Genomic DNA, 17,046 nt, shown 5'->3' on the forward strand with positions numbered 1-17,046 from the left:
TATCTCAACACCTGCGCCATCTGCTGAGCGGCAGACCGCACTCAGAATTAAATTCCTGACATAACTCACAGCGTTATGGCGCGATAAAGGTCGTTTTTACCCGTTTTGAGCGTTTGAAGTAGGGCGCAAACACCGCAGCGGCCAGCAGTGACAGCAGTAATGTCTGGAGGGCACGGCTATCGGTAACCGGCGTAAAGGCAAAGGTTTTCAGCGCCAGCAGCACGGTAATCAGCAGCCAGAGCAGGTAGTGACGCGGCAGGCGGCGGGAGCGCTTAAAGAACAGCCAGCTGATCCAGAGACTATAAGCCCAGACCGCCACGGCGGTGAGCAGGGAAATAGCCCAGTAAGAGAAGAGTGTGCTGCCGTGAGAAAACAGCGCCACACGCCATTCCGGATTAAACAGTGGTGTCAGATACATCGCCAGCACCAGAACGGTGGTTAACAGGGTCATTATCAGCCAGGCCAGCGGCAGCAAAAGCCAGCCACCAATACGCGGCGCAGCAACCTGTTCATTCATCGTGGTTATTCCTGTCTCGGGGAGTCGAAGCGCAGCAGAATAACATGTCCAGAGGGGCACGCCCATCCGGACAAGATCAGCGGGATAAACAGCGATAAATCAGCCGAAAATCAGACCACGTAGCGCCACACCGTTTTAGGGACACAGCCGAGATCATATAACCGTCCGCCAGAGACCAGTTCAGCACGTCGGTGATCGGCAGCCCGGTACATATTGATGATTTCCAGATCATTCGTCAGGGAGTAATTAAGATGATCGAAAAGCTTTTCCAGACTGTCTGAATTATTTACTTTGCGGAATTTAAGCAGGTAATCGTGCGCAGTCATCATTGCCATAACAGATAGAAGTAACAAAGGAGTGCTCAGTATAGGGGGCAAGCTTATGCTGTCCAGATCATGCGGCTTAAAAAAGGCGAAAATCAGATAAAAGCACCTTATTAGTCACTAAAACTCCATATCTGGCTTTTTTACTATTGTCTGAGCCAGCAACTCAGCGTCTCTATCTTAAACACCTCACTAACTTATTACGGACAGAGCCGGCATAAAGCGTTTAAAAGCAGAGGTTGAATATTATTTTTTTTCTTATTCAGCGCTGACAATGCATTAGTGGCTTCTTTATCACCCTTTTAGCCCAAAAAAATTAACCATTCTGCACTTAGTGCCAGAGAAACGTTTCGCCCCTGACTCAGGCCAGCGATCTACTGTGCGGACTATCACAAATCCCATTTTTTGTTCATCGCAGGCCGGATAACCCGTTTTGTACGCCTGGCTGTAATCGTTTCCAGTGGCAGTAAGCATAAGCGATTCTGTTTATTACAATTATTTAACGAGCAGATTTTTTCTACTCAGCCGTTTTATCCATAACTCCCTCGTCAGCCAAACCGTGTGACTACACGTAACCCCTTTAAATTGCTCTGTTTTGTGAAGTGTGTCGCCATTATGCACGCTTTTTTAGTCCAGTCTAAGCAGGCTCTCTACCCTAAACAGCAAACGCCTTTCAGAGGATTAAAAACTATGTGGAAACGTTTACTTCTGACCACGCTGGTCAGCGCCGCGTTAACCGGCCCGGTACTCGCTGCAGATATGACGGTCGGCTTCTCGCAGGTAGGTTCGGAATCTGGCTGGCGTTCGGCGGAAACCAACGTAGCGAAAAGCGAAGCCAAAAAACGCGGAATCACCCTGAAAATCGCCGACGGACAGCAGAAACAAGAGAATCAGATCAAGGCGGTACGTTCGTTCATTGCTCAGGGCGTTGATGCCATCTTCATCGCACCGGTGGTGCAGACCGGCTGGGAGCCGGTACTGGAAGAAGCCAAAGATGCCAAAATCCCGGTTTACCTGCTGGACCGCGCCATTGTGGTAAAAGACAAATCGCTCTATCAGGCGGTGGTGACGGCTGACAACGTGCTGGAAGGCAAGCTGATTGGCGACTGGCTGGTGAAAACCGTGGGTGACAAGCAGTGTAACGTGGTGGAACTGCAGGGCACGGTGGGTGCCAGCGTGGCAATCGATCGTAAGAAAGGCTTTGCTGAAGCGATCAGCAACCATCCAAACATTAAAGTGATCCGCTCGCAGTCGGGTGACTTTACCCGCAGTAAGGGTAAAGAGGTGATGGAGAGCTTTATCAAGGCGGAGAACAACGGCAAAAACATCTGCATGGTTTACGCGCATAACGATGATATGGCGATCGGTGCCATTCAGGCGATTAAAGAAGCTGGCCTGAAACCGGGCAAAGATATTCTGACCGGCTCGATTGATGGTGTACCGGATATCTATAAAGCGATGCTGGCGGGTGAGGCTAACGCCAACGTGGAGCTGACGCCAAACATGGCTGGCCCGGCGTTTGATGCGCTGGAAAAATTCAAGAAAGATGGCACGCTGCCGCCAAAAGTGATCAAGACCGAATCTAAGCTGTTCCTGCCTGCCGACGCGCAGAAGGAGCTGGATACCAAAAAAGGCATGGGTTACTGATTCACCGATCAGCCGCAGACCAGCCGCAGACCGCCCTACGGGGCGGTTTTTCATGACGTGAGGCGGAGTGAGCAGAATGACCACGCAAAATGAAACACCGCTGTTATCCATCAGCGGCGTCAGCAAAGGTTTTCCCGGCGTCAAAGCGCTGAATAATGTTTCCTTTGATATCCGTAAAGGGGAGATCATGGCGCTGCTGGGGGAGAACGGTGCCGGCAAATCCACCCTGATTAAAGTGCTGACCGGTGTTTACAGCCGTGATGCAGGGACCATCACCCTGAATGGTGAGCCGATTACGCCGCATAATACGGCGCAGGCGCAGGAGATGGGCATCGGCACCGTTTATCAGGAAGTGAATATGCTGCCGAACATGTCGGTGGCAGATAACCTCTATATTGGCCGCGAACCGCGCCGCTTTGGCATGATTGACCGTCGCCGGATGGTGCGGGAGGCCGATGCGCTGATGCGGAACTATGGTTTTTCCCTTGATGTGACACGTCCGCTGGGCCACTACTCGGTGGCGATGCAGCAGATTATCGCCATCTGCCGCGCGGTCGATCTTTCCGCCCAGGTTTTGATCCTGGATGAGCCGACAGCCAGTCTGGATGCCAGCGAGGTTGAGATGCTGTTTACCCTGATGGCGCAGTTAAAAGCCAAAGGGATGAGCCTGATTTTTGTGACGCACTTTCTCGACCAGGTGTACCGCATTACTGACCGGATTACCGTGCTGCGTAACGGGCAATTTATCGCCACCCGCGATACCGCCACGCTGCCGCAGATTGAGCTGATTAAGCTGATGCTGGGTCGCGAACTGCTGGAGACGGCGCTGCAGCGGCAGGGCAGCACGCTGCGCAGCAATCAGCCGGTGGTGTCGTTTGAAGATTACGGCAGGAAAGGCACCATTGAGCCCTTTAATCTGGAAGTTCGTCCAGGCGAAGTAGTGGGACTGGCGGGGCTGCTGGGTTCGGGCCGCACCGAAACCGCCGAGGTGTTGTTTGGTATTCGTCGTGCCGACCGAGGAACAGCGAAGATCAAAGGCAAGGTGCAGCGCATTACTAATCCGGCGAAAGCCTCGCAGCTGGGCATGGGTTTTTGCCCGGAAGACCGTAAGACAGATGGGATTATCGGCGCGGCCTCGGTGCGTGAAAATATTATTCTGGCGTTGCAGGCGCAGCGCGGCTGGCTACGGCCGATTAAGAAGCGCGAGCAGCAGGCGATTGCCGATCGTTTTATCAAGAGTCTGGGTATTCGTACGCCGCATGCAGAGCAGCCTGTGGAGCTGTTATCGGGCGGCAACCAGCAGAAGGTGCTGCTGTCGCGCTGGCTGGTGACCAAACCGCAGTTTTTAATCCTCGACGAACCGACGCGCGGCATTGATGTGGGCGCGCACGCCGAGATTATCCGTTTAATTGAATCCCTGTGCGCCGACGGTCTGGCGCTGCTGGTGATCTCCTCTGAACTCGAAGAGCTGGTCGGTTATGCCGATCGGGTGTTGATTATGCGCGATCTGAAGCAGGTGGCAGAAATTCCGCTGGAGCAGCTTTCGGTAGCGTCGATCGTCAATGCTATCGCGGACGGAGGGGTAAAACATGCTTGAGTCCCCTATGACATCTGAAAAAACGCCACGTCGTAAGCTGAAACTCCCGCCAGGGATGCCGCAAATCGCCGCGCTGCTGTTGGTGCTGTTGATTGACAGTCTGGTGGCCAATAACTTTTTTGCCGTGCATCTGCAGGATGGGCGTCTGTTCGGCAGTCCGATCGATATTCTTAACCGTGCGGCACCGGTTGCCCTGCTGGCGATTGGGATGACGCTGGTGATCGCCACCGGCGGCATCGATCTTTCCGTGGGTGCGGTGATGGCGATCGCAGGCGCGACGGCTGCGACATTGACCGTAGCCGGACACGGTGTGCCGTTTATTATTCTCTGCACGCTGGGAACCGGTTTAGCCTGTGGCGTATGGAATGGCGTGCTGGTGGCGTTGCTGCGTATTCAGCCATTTGTTGCCACGCTGATTCTGATGGTCGCCGGGCGCGGAATCGCTCAGCTGATTACGCAGGGGCAGATTGTGACGTTCGACAGTGACAGTCTTGGCTGGTTTGGTAACGGCTCGCTGTGGATGTTGCCGGTCCCGGTCTGGATCACGCTGGTGGTAGCGCTGGCGGTCTGGTTGCTGACGCGCAAAACCGCGCTGGGTCTGTTTATCGAAGCTGTGGGGATTAATCTGCGCGCGGCCCGTAACGCGGGTGTGACAGGCTGGCTGGTGGTGATGTCAACCTACGCCATAAGTGGCGTTTGTGCCGCTGTTGCGGGGCTGATCGTCGCGGCGGATATTCGCGGTGCGGATGCTAATAACGCCGGATTATGGCTGGAGCTGGATGCGATTCTCGCCGTGGTGATTGGCGGTGCGTCGCTGATGGGTGGCCGCTTTAATCTGGTGTTGTCGCTGATCGGCGCGCTGATTATTCAGTCGATGAATACCGGGATTTTGCTCTCCGGCTTCCCGCCTGAGCTGAATCAGGTGGTGAAAGCGGTGGTGGTGATGTGCGTGCTGTTGCTGCAGTCACCACGGTTTATTGCGATGTTGAAACGGAGACGCCCGACATGATTAAACGTCATCTTCCGCTGATGATCACCTTGCTGGTGTTTGTGGCGGGTTACCTGTTTTGTCTGAGTCAGTTTCCGGGCTTTGCCTCCACCCGGGTAATCTGCAATATTCTGACCGATAATGCTTTCCTTGGGATTATCGCCGTCGGCATGACCTTCGTGATTTTATCGGGCGGTATCGATCTGTCTGTGGGTGCCGTGATCGCCTTTACCGGCGTGTTTCTTGCCCGGGCGATCGGTGATTTTCATATCGATCCCTTGCTGGCCTTTGCGCTGATTCTGTCGCTGGGCGCGCTGTTCGGGGCCATGATGGGCTGGCTGATCGATGCGCTGAAGATTCCGGCATTTATCATTACGCTGGCGGGGATGTTTTTCCTGCGCGGATGCAGTTATCTGGTGTCGGAGAACTCAATTCCTATCGATCATCCGTTCTACAGCATGCTTTCCAGTCTGGCGTGGAAAGTGCCGGGCGGTGGGCGTCTCAGCCTGCTGGCGGTGATTATGCTGGTGGTGGTGTCTGGCGGGATTATTCTGGCGCACCGCACGCGTTTTGGTAACCGGGTTTACGCCATCGGTGGCAATATGACATCCGCCCAGCTGATGGGCGTTTCGACACGTGCGACCACCATTAAGATTTATATGCTTTCCACCACGCTGGCGACGCTGGCCGGGATCGTATTCTCGATTTATACCTCGGCAGGTTATGCGCTGGCAGGGCTGGGTGTAGAGCTGGATGCGATCGCGTCAGTGGTGATTGGCGGCACGCTGCTGTCGGGTGGTGTCGGTACAGTTTTGGGCACGCTGTTCGGTGTGTTGATTCAGGGGCTGATTCAGACCTGGATTAACTTCGACGGTACGCTGAGTTCCTGGTGGACCAAGATCGCCATCGGAATTCTGCTGTTTGCGTTTATCGCCCTGCAGCGGTTACTGACGGTCATCTGGGATCGTCAGCAGAACGCGCCCGTTAAGCGATTACCTTCCTGAGTTCTTCAGTACTCCGGTCAATGGCGGCTCGCAGGAGCCGCCTTTTACTGCGCAAGGCGCAGCACCATGACCGTGACTTCTTCACCCGCGATTTGCCGCTGCTCCACCGCCTGCCATCCTGAACGCTGATAGTACGCCTGTTGATCGGGTGTATAGAGCCACAGTTCACCCATCTGCTGTTGTCTGGCTCGCGCAATCGCCTGCTGTATCAACGCTTTTGCCACGCCCTGACCCCGGAATGCCTTGTCCGTCACCACCTCACCAATCCAGAATTCTCGTGCCGGAATGTCATCCAGTTCATAGCGAATGACGCTACAGGTCGCGACCACCGTTTCGCCATCCGGTGTGGCAATAAGAGTAAATTCTGCCGAAGGTTTCTGATTGCGCTGCTTTAAACGCTCAAGGATGGCAGGCGAGTGAGACCATGCAGGAAGGTGTGACCATTCAGTGTGCAACAGTTGTGCAGTTTGTCCGGCATAGCCGGGATGTTGGTTTAGCTCGGCAATTTGCATGGCGCTGGCGACCTTTGTTTTTGTCAGGCTACAAGCAATACAGGCTGGTGGGGGAAAGTGCAAGTTCAAGAAAGGGTTAAGTTATAGCAAAGACTTTGGTTCTCTTTTGTATGACAGGAAAAACAATCGCTTTAGATTAAGGAGCAGGGTCAGGAAAGATATGCCTGATCGCAAAGGATTCCCGCATCCATGCGGATCGGCCGCGTCATCCCTGGCGCGGACGCTTTGCTCTTCAGGCATATCTTTCCTTCCCGGTTGGGCTGATGCATCGCTTTAAGAAGCAGGACAGTGGATATTTCTATTGATGGTGGATTAATTCAAATTGCTGTTGGCTGATGAGAAAGGTCAGGAAAGGTATGCCTGATCGCAAAGGATTCCCGCATCCATGCGGATCGGCCGCGCCATCCCTGGCGCGGACGCTTTGCTCTTCAGGCATATCTTTCCTTCCCGGTTGGGCTGATGCATCGCTTTAAGAAGCAGGACAGTGGATATTTCTATTGATGGTGGATTAATTCAAATTGCTGTTGGCTGATGAGAAAGGTCAGGAAAGATATGCCTGATCGCAAAGGATTCCCGCATCCATGCGGATCGGCCGCGCCATCCCTGGCACGGACGCTTTGCTTTTCAGGCATACCTTTCCTTCCCGATTAGGCTTAATCATTGCTTTTAAAAACATGCGAGAAAGTATTAATAAGGGGTAGATAACGAGCAGTAAATTAAGGTGTTCGCCGCATGGAATTTTCAATTCCCGACTGAATAGCACAGTATTTATCAAAAACTGATGCCACATAATCCTGCGTCGGCCGTTTCATTAACTTACTTAAGAGCGCTGTTAATTAAAAAATCGAACAGCGCCCTTTAGTTATTAACGTTTCAAACGGTAATACGCTTCGTTCCAGCGCAGTGCGTCTTTAAACGCAGGTAAACGCGTGTGCTCATCAATCACCAGCACTTCGATATCGTTCATCTCACCGTACAGATACATATCATCCAGCGTCAGCGCCTGGCTGAACACCGTATGGTGCGCGCCGCCGCCCAGAATCCACGCTTCGGATGCCGTTGCCAGTGACGGCTGGGCTTTCCACAGTGCGCGCGCAACCGGCAACTTCGGCAGCGGTTTCGGCTGTTCGATAGCATCCACCACGTTAACCAGCAGACGGAAACGATCACCCATATCAATTACGCTGGCGTTAATCGCGCGACCCGCTGGCGTTGAGAAAATCATGCGCGCCGGATCGGCTTTATCACCAATGCCCAGGAACTGCACATCGATCAATGGCTTCTCTTCAATGGCAATCGACGGGCAGACCTCCAGCATATGCGAGCCGAGAACCAGATCGTTACCGGGTGAGAAGTGATAGGTGTAATCCTCCATAAAGGAGGTGCCACCTTTGCGATCGCCAGCCAGCACTTTGAAAATACGCAGCAGCGCAGCGGTCTTCCAGTCACCTTCACCTGCGAAGCCATAACCCTGACCCATCAGACGCTGAACCGCCAGACCTGGCAACTGCGTCATGCCATGCAGCGTCTGGAAGTTGGTGGTGAAAGCGTGGCAGCCTTCTGCTTCCAGGAAACGCTTCAGACCCAGCTCGATGCGCGCGGCATCCAGCACGTTCTGACGCTTTTCGCCGCCGGAAGCGGCAACATCGGTAAAGCGATAAAGGCTTTCATATTCATCGACCAGCGCATTCACGTCGCCATCGCTGACGCCATTGATCACCTCAACCAGATCGCCGACGCCCCAGCCATTCACCGAATAACCGAACTGAATCTGCGCGGCGACTTTATCGCCTTCGGTCACGGCCACTTCACGCATGTTGTCGCCAAAACGCGCAACTTTCAGCTGCTGACTGGCCTGTTTTGTCAGTGCTGCACGCATCCAGTTGCCGAGGCGCTGCTGGCTGGCGCTATCCTGCCAGTGACCGGTCACCACGCTGTGCTGCAGGCCCATACGGGCGCCGATGAAACCGAACTCGCGGCCGCCGTGTGCGGTCTGGTTCAGGTTCATAAAGTCCATGTCCATGCTGTCCCACGGAATCTCCGCATTGAACTGGGTATGGAATTGCAGCAGCGGCTTATTCAGCACGCTCAGACCACCGATCCACATTTTGGCCGGGGAGAAGGTGTGCAGCCAGGTAATAATACCGACGCACTCCTTGTCATAATTGGCGTCGCGACACAGAGCCAGCGCTTCATCCGGTGACTTAACCAGCGGTTTCAGCTCCAGACGCAGCGGTAAACCGGCCTGATTTAAACCCTCTACCACCTGACGTGCATTCTGTTCAACCTGGCGTAACGTCTCCGCCCCGTAGAGGTGCTGCGTGCCGATGACAAACCACACGCTGTAGCTGTTTGACTGTTCCATAAAATCACTCCTTTACTTTGAGCCTACCTCAATAGGCTATTTTATTTGTCAGTCTGAACCTGGGCAGTGCTCACACAGGCTGCTTTAGCAACCTGAACGCCCGTCAGGGCGGCCCTGAAAGGGCGAGCGTAGCGAGTAATCCTCACGTACTCCGTGTACTACGGATTGTTCCGCGCTGTCCGTGTCCAGACTGCCTGCAACATTACGCCTGCTGAGATAGGCTCTTAGCGGAAGCGGGGCGTGCGGCGTATTGCGGTTCAGCCGCCACGCACCATTGTTGATAGCGTTGATAAAGTTGTTGATAGCGTGCGACGCGCGCCGGATCGGGCTGCAGCGTCACGGCAATCGGGCTGGCCATCACCTGCTGGGCGTCGGGAACGCTGGCATGCACACCGGCGGCGACGGCGGCGAAAATGGCCGCACCCAGCGCACAGCACTCGTCAGAGGCGACGATATCCAGTGGGCGGTTCATCACATCGCAGCAGGCCTGCATAATCGCCGGGGATTTCCGCGCGATGCCGCCCAGGGTCAGAATGCTCTCGACCGGGATCTGCTGCTGTTCGAAGCACTCCATAATTGCGCGTGCGCCAAATGCGGTGGCGGCGACCAGACCACCAAACAGCGCGGGGGCATCGGTGCCCAGATTGAGGTCGGTAATCACCCCTTTCAGCCGCTGATTAGCATTTGGCGTGCGGCGACCGTTAAACCAGTCCAGCACCACCGGCAGATGGTCGAGCTGCGGGTTTGCGGCCCAGGCCTCGGTCAGATCTTTAATCAGACTCTTTTGCATCTCAGCCAGCTGAGGCTTCAGCTCCGGATGCTGCTGCGCCGCCAGCTGCAGCGGCCAGCCCAGTAAACGGCTGAACCAGGCGTAGATATCACCAAAGGCAGACTGACCCGCCTCCAGCCCGATAGCGCCTGGCATTACGCTGCCATCGACCTGACCACAGATGCCTTTGATGTCGCGATCGCCGACCTTTTCACTATCCGCAATCAGGATGTCGCAGGTCGAGGTGCCGATCACTTTCACCAAGGTATAGGGTTTGGCACCGCCACCGACCGCGCCCATATGGCAGTCAAATGCGCCACCCGAAAGCGTCACGGTTTGCGTCAGGCCAAGACGCTGCGCCCATTCAGGACTAAGCGTGCCGACAGGCAGATCAGCGGTCCAGGTATCGGTAAACAGGGGAGAGTCGAGCTGTTGCGTCAACAGCGGGTCCAGCGCATTGAGAAAATCGACATCGGGCAGACCGTTCCAGTCGCCGTGCCACAGCGCCTTGTGCCCGGCCGCACAGCGGCCCCGACGCAATTTGTCAGGTGCGGTGGTGCCGCTTAACAGGGCTGGCACCCAGTCGCACAGCTCGACCCAGGAGACAGCGGCGTCACGCACGGCCGCATCTTCACGCGACACGTGCAGAATCTTCGCCCAGAACCACTCTGAGGAGTAAATTCCGCCAATATAGCGGCTGTAATCCTGGAAGCGGCCGTTGTGGCACAGCTGATTGATCTCTTCCGCTTCTTCTATAGCGGTGTGATCTTTCCACAACACAAACATCGCGTTGGGGTTGTCGGCGAACTCCGGACGCAGCGCCAGCACGTTGCCGTCGCGGTCAATAGGGGCAGGGGTCGAACCGGTGCTGTCAACACCAATGCCGACCACGGCGTTGCGCTGATCTTCACTCAGTGCATTCAGCACGCCGAGCAGCGCCTGCTCCATGGCGTCGATGTAATCCTGTGGATGGTGACGAAAACGGTTAGTGTGCGGATCGCTGTATAAGCCCTGTTGCCAGCGCGGATAGCTGAACACCGCACTCTGCAGCTCTTTGCCGCTATGACAATCCACGGCCAGCGCACGCACCGAATCACTACCAAAGTCCAGCCCAAGGGTGATGGCTCCAGCACGCATCGGAATCTCCTGTAGTTAGTTAACTCCTGTATCCTGGGTTCGGCGCGCCAAATCAGTTAGTCATCGCTGGCTGACAATATGCACTTTTCTGTCATCGGCAGTGATTTTGTGATCCATTGCAAAAGTTAAGGTCCGGTTAAATTTGCTGAATATATGGATCATTTTGTCGTGATTTTAAGATGTGATACCGCTCTACATTTTTCTTCGCTAATACCGCTAAAACTAGCCCAGCGTCTGGACAGTCTGTCAGCACATGCCAGCCTAACGCACTGATTTATGGCTGTACCCACAAAACAAAACAAACTGGTAGCGTTTACACCGATTCGTTATTAGCAGCGAAAAATAACCTGGTACCGGAGAGCATCATGCATAAATTCACTAAAGCGTTCGCGGCCATCGGCCTGGCAGCGGTTATGTCACAATCCGCTATCGCCGAGACCATGAAGCTGGGATTCTTAGTCAAGCAACCAGAAGAACCCTGGTTCCAGACTGAATGGAAATTCGCCGACAAAGCGGGCAAAGATCTTGGCTTTGATGTCATTAAAATTGCCGTGCCGGATGGTGAAAAAACCCTGAATGCCATCGACAGCCTGGCGGCTAACGGCGCGAAAGGTTTTGTTATCTGTACGCCCGATCCGAAACTCGGCTCTGCCATCATGGCAAAAGCGCGTGGCTACGGTCTGAAAGTCATCGCGGTCGATGACCAGTTCGTCACCGCCAAAGGCAAACCAATGGATACCGTGCCGCTGGTGATGATGGCTGCGACCAAAATTGGTGAGCGTCAGGGTCAGGAACTCTATAAAGAGATGCAGAAACGCGGCTGGGATGTGAAAACCACCGGCGTGATGGCGATTACCGCTAACGAACTCGACACTGCTCGTCGTCGTACCGGCGGCTCCATGGACGCCATCAAAGCCGCTGGCTTCCCGGCAGCGCAGATCTACCAGGTCCCCACCAAATCTAACGACATCCCTGGCGCGTTTGACGCCGGTAACTCTCTGCTGGTTCAGCATCCTGAAGTCAAACACTGGCTGATTGTCGGCATGAACGACAACACCGTGCTGGGCGGCGTGCGTGCGACCGAAGGTCAGGGCTTTAAAGCGGCTGACGTCATCGGTATCGGCATCAACGGCGTGGATGCCATCAGTGAACTGTCGAAAGAGAAGGCGACCGGCTTCTACGGCTCGCTGCTGCCAAGCCCGGATATCCACGGCTACAAAAGCAGCCAGATGCTTTACAACTGGGTCAGCAAAGGTGAAGAGCCACCGAAATTCACCGAAGTTACCGATGTGGTGCTGATCACCCGTGACAACTTCAAAACTGAACTGGCGAAAAAAGGACTGATGTAACCCTGAGCCTGCCAGGCAGTTTGTCGCCTGGCATCCTTAATAGCCAATTTCGCGCCGCCCGCCATAACCGGCCGGTGGCGCGAAAGAGTGAGGAAAAACATGAACACTGATTCAGCATTTCTGTCGTTTCATGGCATCAGTAAAACCTTCCCTGGCGTGCAAGCGTTGCAGGATATCTCTTTCGACTGCCGTGGCGGTGAAGTCCATGCTCTGATGGGCGAGAACGGCGCAGGCAAATCGACGCTGTTAAAAATACTCAGCGGCAGTTATCAGCCGAGCGGCGGTGAGATTCGTATTAAAGGCCAGCCGATGAGCTTTCAGCGCACCACCGATGCGCTGGACGCAGGCGTCGCCATTATTTACCAGGAACTGCATCTGGTGCCGGAAATGAGCGTGGCAGAGAACATCTATCTCGGTCAGATCCCGCACAAACATGGGCTGGTCAACCGTAAGCTGATGCGTTTTGAGGCGGGCCTGCAACTGAAAAATCTCGGCATGGATATCGATCCCGATATGCCGCTGAAATATCTGTCGCTGGGGCAGTGGCAGATGGTGGAGATTGCCAAAGCGCTGGCGCGTAACGCGCGTATTATCGCCTTTGATGAGCCAACCAGCTCACTTTCAGCGCGTGAAATCGACAACCTGTTCCGCGTCATCCGTCAGCTCCGTGAGGAGGGCCGGGTGGTGCTCTACGTTTCACACCGCATGGAGGAGATCTTCGCCCTCAGCGATGCCATCACCGTCTTTAAAGATGGCCGCTACGTGCGGACGTTTACCGATATGGCTAACACCCATCACGACGATCTGGTGCAGGCGATGGTGGGACGAAACCTCGGTGATATCTATGGCTATTCACCGCGTGCCAAAGGCGCGGTGCGGCTGGAGCTGGACAAGGTCGAAGCGAAGGGCGTGCGGACGCCGATTTCGCTGAAAGTCCATGCCGGTGAAATCGTCGGCCTGTTTGGCCTGGTCGGTGCCGGTCGCAGTGAACTGCTGAAAGGGCTGTTTGGCGGCACGCGTCTGCGCGGCGGTCAGGTGATTCTGGACGGCAAACCGCTGCCGCTGCGGGAGCCGATCGATGCCATCCGTGCGGGCATCATGCTCTGCCCGGAAGATCGCAAAGCCGAGGGCATTATTCCGGTGCATTCGGTGCGCGACAACATCAACATCAGCGCCCGTCGTCATAACCTTACTGCGGGCTGCCTGATTAAAAACGGCTGGGAAAATAAAAATGCCGACAGCCATATCCGCTCGCTGAACATCAAAACGCCCAGCGCCGATCAGCTGATCATGAACCTTTCCGGCGGCAACCAGCAGAAGGCGATTCTGGGACGCTGGCTGTCAGAGGATATGAAAGTGATCCTGCTGGATGAGCCAACGCGCGGTATCGATGTCGGTGCCAAACATGAAATCTATAACCTGATTTATCAGCTGGCGAACCGGGGCATTGCGGTGCTGTTCGCCTCCAGCGATTTACCGGAAGTGATGGGCCTGGCCGATCGCATCGTGGTGATGCGCGAAGGTGCCATTGCCGGTGAACTGCTACACGACGACGCCACGGAACAGCAGACGCTGAGCCTGGCGATGCCCAAAACCACTCAAGCGGCCGCCGTGGCCTGACAGGAGATCATCATGGCTTCATCCACGACCTCAAATACGCCGCAGCCCGCTTCACGCGGCGGCCTGCAGTTAGGTCGCATCTGGGACAACTTCGGCATGCTGGTGGTATTTGCACTGCTGTTTATTGTCTGTGCGATCTTTGTGCCGAACTTCGGCTCGTTTATCAATATGAAAGGCTTAGGGCTGGCAATGTCAATGTCCGGCATGGTCGCCTGCGGCATGCTGTTCTGTCTGGCTTCCGGTGATTTTGACCTGTCGGTCGCTTCCGTCATCGCCTGTGCGGGTGTGGTTACCGCCGTGGTGATTAACATGACCGAAAGCCTGTGGATTGGCGTGGGTGCCGGCCTGGTTCTCGGTATGATCACCGGCTTTATCAACGGCTTTGTCATTGCCCGACTCAAGATCAATGCGCTGATCACCACGCTGGCGACCATGCAGATTGTCCGCGGCCTGGCCTATATCTTCTCTGACGGTAAAGCGGTCGGTATCGAAGATGAGCGTTTCTTCGAACTGGGCTTTGCCAACTGGCTTGGCGTGCCTGCGCCCATCTGGCTGACTCTGGCCACCATGCTGATCTTCGGCTTCCTGCTCAACAAAACCACCTTTGGCCGTAACACCCTGGCAATTGGCGGCAATGAAGAAGCCGCACGTCTGGCCGGTGTGCCGGTGGTGCGCACCCGCATCATCATCTTTATCCTCTCCGGTCTGGTTTCAGCGGCGGCGGGCATCATTCTGGCGTCACGTATGACCAGCGGCCAGCCAATGACCTCCATCGGCTATGAGCTGGTGGTGATTTCTGCCTGCGTGCTGGGTGGCGTTTCGCTGAAGGGCGGCATCGGTAAAATCTCCTATGTGGTGGCAGGGGTGCTGATCCTCGGCACGGTAGAGAATGCGATGAATTTATTGAATATCTCGCCATTCTCACAGTATGTGGTACGCGGTCTGATACTGTTAGCTGCGGTGATTTTTGACCGTTACAAACAGAAAAAAGCCTGATTGAGCGAGCCGTTGGTCCGCAGAGGCAGAAGCCTCTGCGGGCTATCCGAACAATAACAGACTGAGTGAGGACGCTATGTATCACCGCGAATTACCGGCCGAGCAGCAAAACCCCTTGTTGCCGGGCTATTCATTCAATGCCTGGCTGGTGGCGGGGCTGACGCCGATCACCGCCGATGGTCCGCTCGATTTCTTTATCGATCGCCCGCACGGCATGAAAGGTTACATTCTGAATCTCACTATCAAAGGTAAAGGGCGGGTATTTGACGGCGAGCGGGCATTTGACTGCGAACCTGGCGAAATGCTGCTGTTTCAGCCGAAAACGGCTCACTATTATGGTCGCGCGCCGGACAGCCCGCAGTGGTTTCACCGCTGGGTCTATTTCCGTCCGCGCGCCTACTGGCACGACTGGCTGCGCTGGCAGGATGAGCAGGAGGGCGTGGGACGTCTGCTGCTGCCTGAATCGCTGCGCGGCGAATTTGACCGCCTGTTTGCCAGTATCGAACAGACCCACAATTCGGGCCGTCGCTTTGCGGAAGAGCTGGCGATGAACCTGCTGGAACGGCTGCTGCTGCGCGCCGTTGAAGAAGATCCTCGTAGCCATCAGTTAATTCGCGATCCGCGCGTGATTGAAGCCTGCCAGTACGTCACTAACCATCTCGCCAGTGAGGTTAAGATTGAAGAGGTGGCGCGCCACGTCTGTCTGTCACCGTCGCGGCTGGCGCACCTGTTCCGCGAGCAGATGGGCGTGAACCTGCTGCGCTGGCGTGAAGATCAGCGTGTAATCCGCGCGAAACTGCTGCTGCAGACCACCCAGGAGCCGATCGCCTCGGTAGGACGTGAAGTGGGCTATGACGATCAGCTCTACTTCTCGCGGGTGTTCCGCAAGCGGGTCGGCGTCAGTCCCAGCGACTTCCGCCGCCGTAATCAGGATGCGCACGACAGCCTGGCCGCTCAGACCGCCTGGCCGCTGGCGCGAAGTGCTATCTCTTAGTTTTTTCGGGGAATTCCGGCTTGTCGTCATTTGGTTAATAGTCTTAAATCAATCAGGTTATCAACTAAGAGTCTGGTCAATCAGGCTCTGAGAGGAATCCAAATGAGCGATAAATTACGTGTTGGTCTGATCGGCTACGGTTTTGCCAGTAAAACGTTTCACGCCCCGCTGATTGCGGGGACGCCGGACGTCGAGCTGGCAGCCATTTCCAGTAGCGACGCCAGCAAAGTCTACGCCGACTGGCCCGCCGTTAAGGTAGTGGCCGACCCTCAGGCGCTGCTGGACGACCCGACGCTGCAACTGATCGTTATTCCTACCCCCAACGACACGCACTTCCCGCTGGCAAAAGCAGCGCTGAACGCCGGTAAACATGTGGTAGTCGATAAGCCGTTCACCGTGACGTTGTCACAGGCACGTGAACTGGATGCGCTGGCGAAAGCCAAAGGGCTGCTGCTGTCGGTGTTCCACAACCGCCGCTGGGACAGTGACTTCCTGACGCTGAAATCGCTGATTGAGGCCGGTACGCTGGGTGAAGTGCGCTACTTCGAATCGCACTTTGACCGCTTCCGTCTGGAAGTGCGTAATCGCTGGCGTGAAATGAAAGGCGCAGGCAGCGGAATCTGGTATGACCTGGGGCCGCATCTGCTGGACCAGGCGCTGCAGCTGTTTGGCCCGCCGGTCGCTATCACGGTTGATCTGGCCGAGATGCGTCCGGGCGCGCAGACTACGGACTACTTCCACGCGACGCTGACTTATCCGCAGCGCCGTGTCGTGCTGCACGCCAGCATGCTGGTCGCGGCAGAATCTGCCCGTTATACCGTCCACGGCACGCGCGGCAGTTACGTCAAATATGGTCTTGATCCACAGGAAGATCGCCTGAAGTCAGGTGATTTCCCGCCGCAGGAAGACTGGGGCTATGACATGCGTGATGGCACTCTGACGCTGGTTGACGGAGATTCCCTGACCGAAACGACCCAGCTGACCCAGCCAGGCAACTATCCCGCTTACTATGCGGGCATCCGCGATGCGATTGCCGGACGTGGTAACAATCCGGTGACAGCGGAAGAGGCGATTCATGTGATGGAGCTGATCGAGTTAGGTCTGCAATCTGCCGAGAAACGCCAGACGATGTCGCTGAAGCGCGTTTAATCGGTCGGTGCTTAAAACGCAATAAGTAAAAAAGCGAAACGGGCCGGATATCCGGCCCGTTTTTTGTCGCTACGCTTCA

Annotated in this window: 14 protein-coding genes; 9 read left to right on the forward strand and 5 right to left on the reverse strand. The window is 55.5% G+C overall.

Annotated elements, in window-relative coordinates; genetic code table 11:
* Window positions 1–73 precede the first annotated feature (73 nt).
* Window positions 74–517: a DUF2569 domain-containing protein gene (locus tag ACMGGP_RS07825; protein WP_010245382.1), complete on the reverse strand. Its 444-nt coding sequence runs from the start codon at window positions 515–517 to the stop codon at window positions 74–76.
* Window positions 518–627: 110 nt separating this feature from the next.
* Window positions 628–846 carry a transcription modulator YdgT gene (gene ydgT / locus ACMGGP_RS07830; protein WP_498798330.1) on the reverse strand — a complete coding sequence of 73 codons (219 nt, stop codon included), beginning with the start codon at window positions 844–846 and terminating at the stop codon, window positions 628–630.
* Window positions 847–1,530: 684 nt separating this feature from the next.
* Between ydgT and ytfQ the strand changes: the two genes are divergently transcribed.
* From ytfQ to yjfF, 4 genes are all read left to right on the forward strand, one after another.
* Window positions 1,531–2,487: a galactofuranose ABC transporter, galactofuranose-binding protein YtfQ gene (gene ytfQ, locus ACMGGP_RS07835; RefSeq protein ID WP_010245380.1), complete on the forward strand. Its 957-nt coding sequence runs from the start codon at window positions 1,531–1,533 to the stop codon at window positions 2,485–2,487.
* A 76-nt stretch (window positions 2,488–2,563) separates the two neighbouring features.
* Window positions 2,564–4,084, forward strand: a complete 1,521-nt coding sequence (locus tag ACMGGP_RS07840; protein WP_010245377.1) for a sugar ABC transporter ATP-binding protein — start codon at window positions 2,564–2,566, stop codon at window positions 4,082–4,084.
* A 7-nt stretch (window positions 4,085–4,091) separates the two neighbouring features.
* On the forward strand, window positions 4,092–5,093 hold the full coding sequence (gene ytfT / locus ACMGGP_RS07845) for a galactofuranose ABC transporter, ATP-binding protein YtfT (RefSeq protein ID WP_250488570.1): 1,002 nt from the start codon (window positions 4,092–4,094) through the stop codon (window positions 5,091–5,093).
* Entirely contained in the window at window positions 5,090–6,076 is a 987-nt protein-coding gene (gene yjfF / locus ACMGGP_RS07850) for a galactofuranose ABC transporter, permease protein YjfF (RefSeq protein ID WP_010245373.1), read from the forward strand. Before ytfT ends, yjfF begins: the two co-directional genes overlap by 4 nt.
* A gap of 44 nt (window positions 6,077–6,120) precedes the next feature.
* Here yjfF and ACMGGP_RS07855 read toward each other — a convergent pair whose 3' ends face one another.
* From ACMGGP_RS07855 to ACMGGP_RS07865, 3 genes are all read right to left on the reverse strand, one after another.
* The gene (locus ACMGGP_RS07855) at window positions 6,121–6,588 is read right to left on the reverse strand and encodes a GNAT family N-acetyltransferase (protein ID WP_498798331.1); all 468 of its coding nucleotides are present in this window, start codon (window positions 6,586–6,588) and stop codon (window positions 6,121–6,123) included.
* An 865-nt stretch (window positions 6,589–7,453) separates the two neighbouring features.
* Window positions 7,454–8,953, reverse strand: a complete 1,500-nt coding sequence (gene araA / locus ACMGGP_RS07860; protein WP_010670082.1) for an L-arabinose isomerase — start codon at window positions 8,951–8,953, stop codon at window positions 7,454–7,456.
* 202 nt (window positions 8,954–9,155) lie between these two features.
* Window positions 9,156–10,859, reverse strand: a complete 1,704-nt coding sequence (locus ACMGGP_RS07865) for a ribulokinase (protein ID WP_498798332.1) — start codon at window positions 10,857–10,859, stop codon at window positions 9,156–9,158.
* Between the two features lie 365 nt (window positions 10,860–11,224).
* On the opposite strand from ACMGGP_RS07865, the gene ACMGGP_RS07870 reads away from it, so the two are divergent.
* The 5 genes from ACMGGP_RS07870 to ACMGGP_RS07890 all read left to right on the forward strand — a co-directional run bounded on the left by ACMGGP_RS07870 (window position 11,225) and on the right by ACMGGP_RS07890 (window position 16,967).
* Complete coding sequence (locus ACMGGP_RS07870) at window positions 11,225–12,208, forward strand: arabinose ABC transporter substrate-binding protein (RefSeq protein ID WP_010245365.1); 984 nt, start codon at window positions 11,225–11,227, stop codon at window positions 12,206–12,208.
* A 99-nt stretch (window positions 12,209–12,307) separates the two neighbouring features.
* Window positions 12,308–13,828 carry an L-arabinose ABC transporter ATP-binding protein AraG gene (gene araG, locus ACMGGP_RS07875; protein WP_498798333.1) on the forward strand — a complete coding sequence of 507 codons (1,521 nt, stop codon included), beginning with the start codon at window positions 12,308–12,310 and terminating at the stop codon, window positions 13,826–13,828.
* A gap of 12 nt (window positions 13,829–13,840) precedes the next feature.
* Window positions 13,841–14,824 carry an L-arabinose ABC transporter permease AraH gene (gene araH / locus ACMGGP_RS07880; RefSeq protein WP_010245363.1) on the forward strand — a complete coding sequence of 328 codons (984 nt, stop codon included), beginning with the start codon at window positions 13,841–13,843 and terminating at the stop codon, window positions 14,822–14,824.
* Window positions 14,825–14,900: 76 nt separating this feature from the next.
* Window positions 14,901–15,818: an arabinose operon transcriptional regulator AraC gene (araC, locus tag ACMGGP_RS07885; protein WP_003853440.1), complete on the forward strand. Its 918-nt coding sequence runs from the start codon at window positions 14,901–14,903 to the stop codon at window positions 15,816–15,818.
* Window positions 15,819–15,920: 102 nt separating this feature from the next.
* On the forward strand, window positions 15,921–16,967 hold the full coding sequence (locus ACMGGP_RS07890) for an oxidoreductase (protein ID WP_498798334.1): 1,047 nt from the start codon (window positions 15,921–15,923) through the stop codon (window positions 16,965–16,967).
* Window positions 16,968–17,046: the final 79 nt, after the last annotated feature.

The sequence above is a fragment of the Curtobacterium sp. BNK-1 genome (assembly GCF_048685235.1).
GTDB classification, from domain to species: Bacteria; Pseudomonadota; Gammaproteobacteria; order Enterobacterales; family Enterobacteriaceae; genus Pantoea; species Pantoea agglomerans.

Bases quoted from the DNA above. Each gene is read 5' to 3' on its own strand.
- ACMGGP_RS07825 (WP_010245382.1), bottom strand. From the start codon at position 517: ATGAATGAACAGGTTGCTGCGCCGCGTATTGGTGGCTGGCTTTTGCTG.
- ydgT (WP_498798330.1), bottom strand. From the start codon at position 846: ATGATGACTGCGCACGATTACCTGCTTAAATTCCGCAAAGTAAATAAT.
- ytfQ (WP_010245380.1), top strand. From the start codon at position 1,531: ATGTGGAAACGTTTACTTCTGACCACGCTGGTCAGCGCCGCGTTAACC.
- ACMGGP_RS07840 (WP_010245377.1), top strand. From the start codon at position 2,564: ATGACCACGCAAAATGAAACACCGCTGTTATCCATCAGCGGCGTCAGC.
- ytfT (WP_250488570.1), top strand. From the start codon at position 4,092: ATGACATCTGAAAAAACGCCACGTCGTAAGCTGAAACTCCCGCCAGGG.
- yjfF (WP_010245373.1), top strand. From the start codon at position 5,090: ATGATTAAACGTCATCTTCCGCTGATGATCACCTTGCTGGTGTTTGTG.
- ACMGGP_RS07855 (WP_498798331.1), bottom strand. From the start codon at position 6,588: ATGCAAATTGCCGAGCTAAACCAACATCCCGGCTATGCCGGACAAACT.
- araA (WP_010670082.1), bottom strand. From the start codon at position 8,953: ATGGAACAGTCAAACAGCTACAGCGTGTGGTTTGTCATCGGCACGCAG.
- ACMGGP_RS07865 (WP_498798332.1), bottom strand. From the start codon at position 10,859: ATGCGTGCTGGAGCCATCACCCTTGGGCTGGACTTTGGTAGTGATTCG.
- ACMGGP_RS07870 (WP_010245365.1), top strand. From the start codon at position 11,225: ATGCATAAATTCACTAAAGCGTTCGCGGCCATCGGCCTGGCAGCGGTT.
- araG (WP_498798333.1), top strand. From the start codon at position 12,308: ATGAACACTGATTCAGCATTTCTGTCGTTTCATGGCATCAGTAAAACC.
- araH (WP_010245363.1), top strand. From the start codon at position 13,841: ATGGCTTCATCCACGACCTCAAATACGCCGCAGCCCGCTTCACGCGGC.
- araC (WP_003853440.1), top strand. From the start codon at position 14,901: ATGTATCACCGCGAATTACCGGCCGAGCAGCAAAACCCCTTGTTGCCG.
- ACMGGP_RS07890 (WP_498798334.1), top strand. From the start codon at position 15,921: ATGAGCGATAAATTACGTGTTGGTCTGATCGGCTACGGTTTTGCCAGT.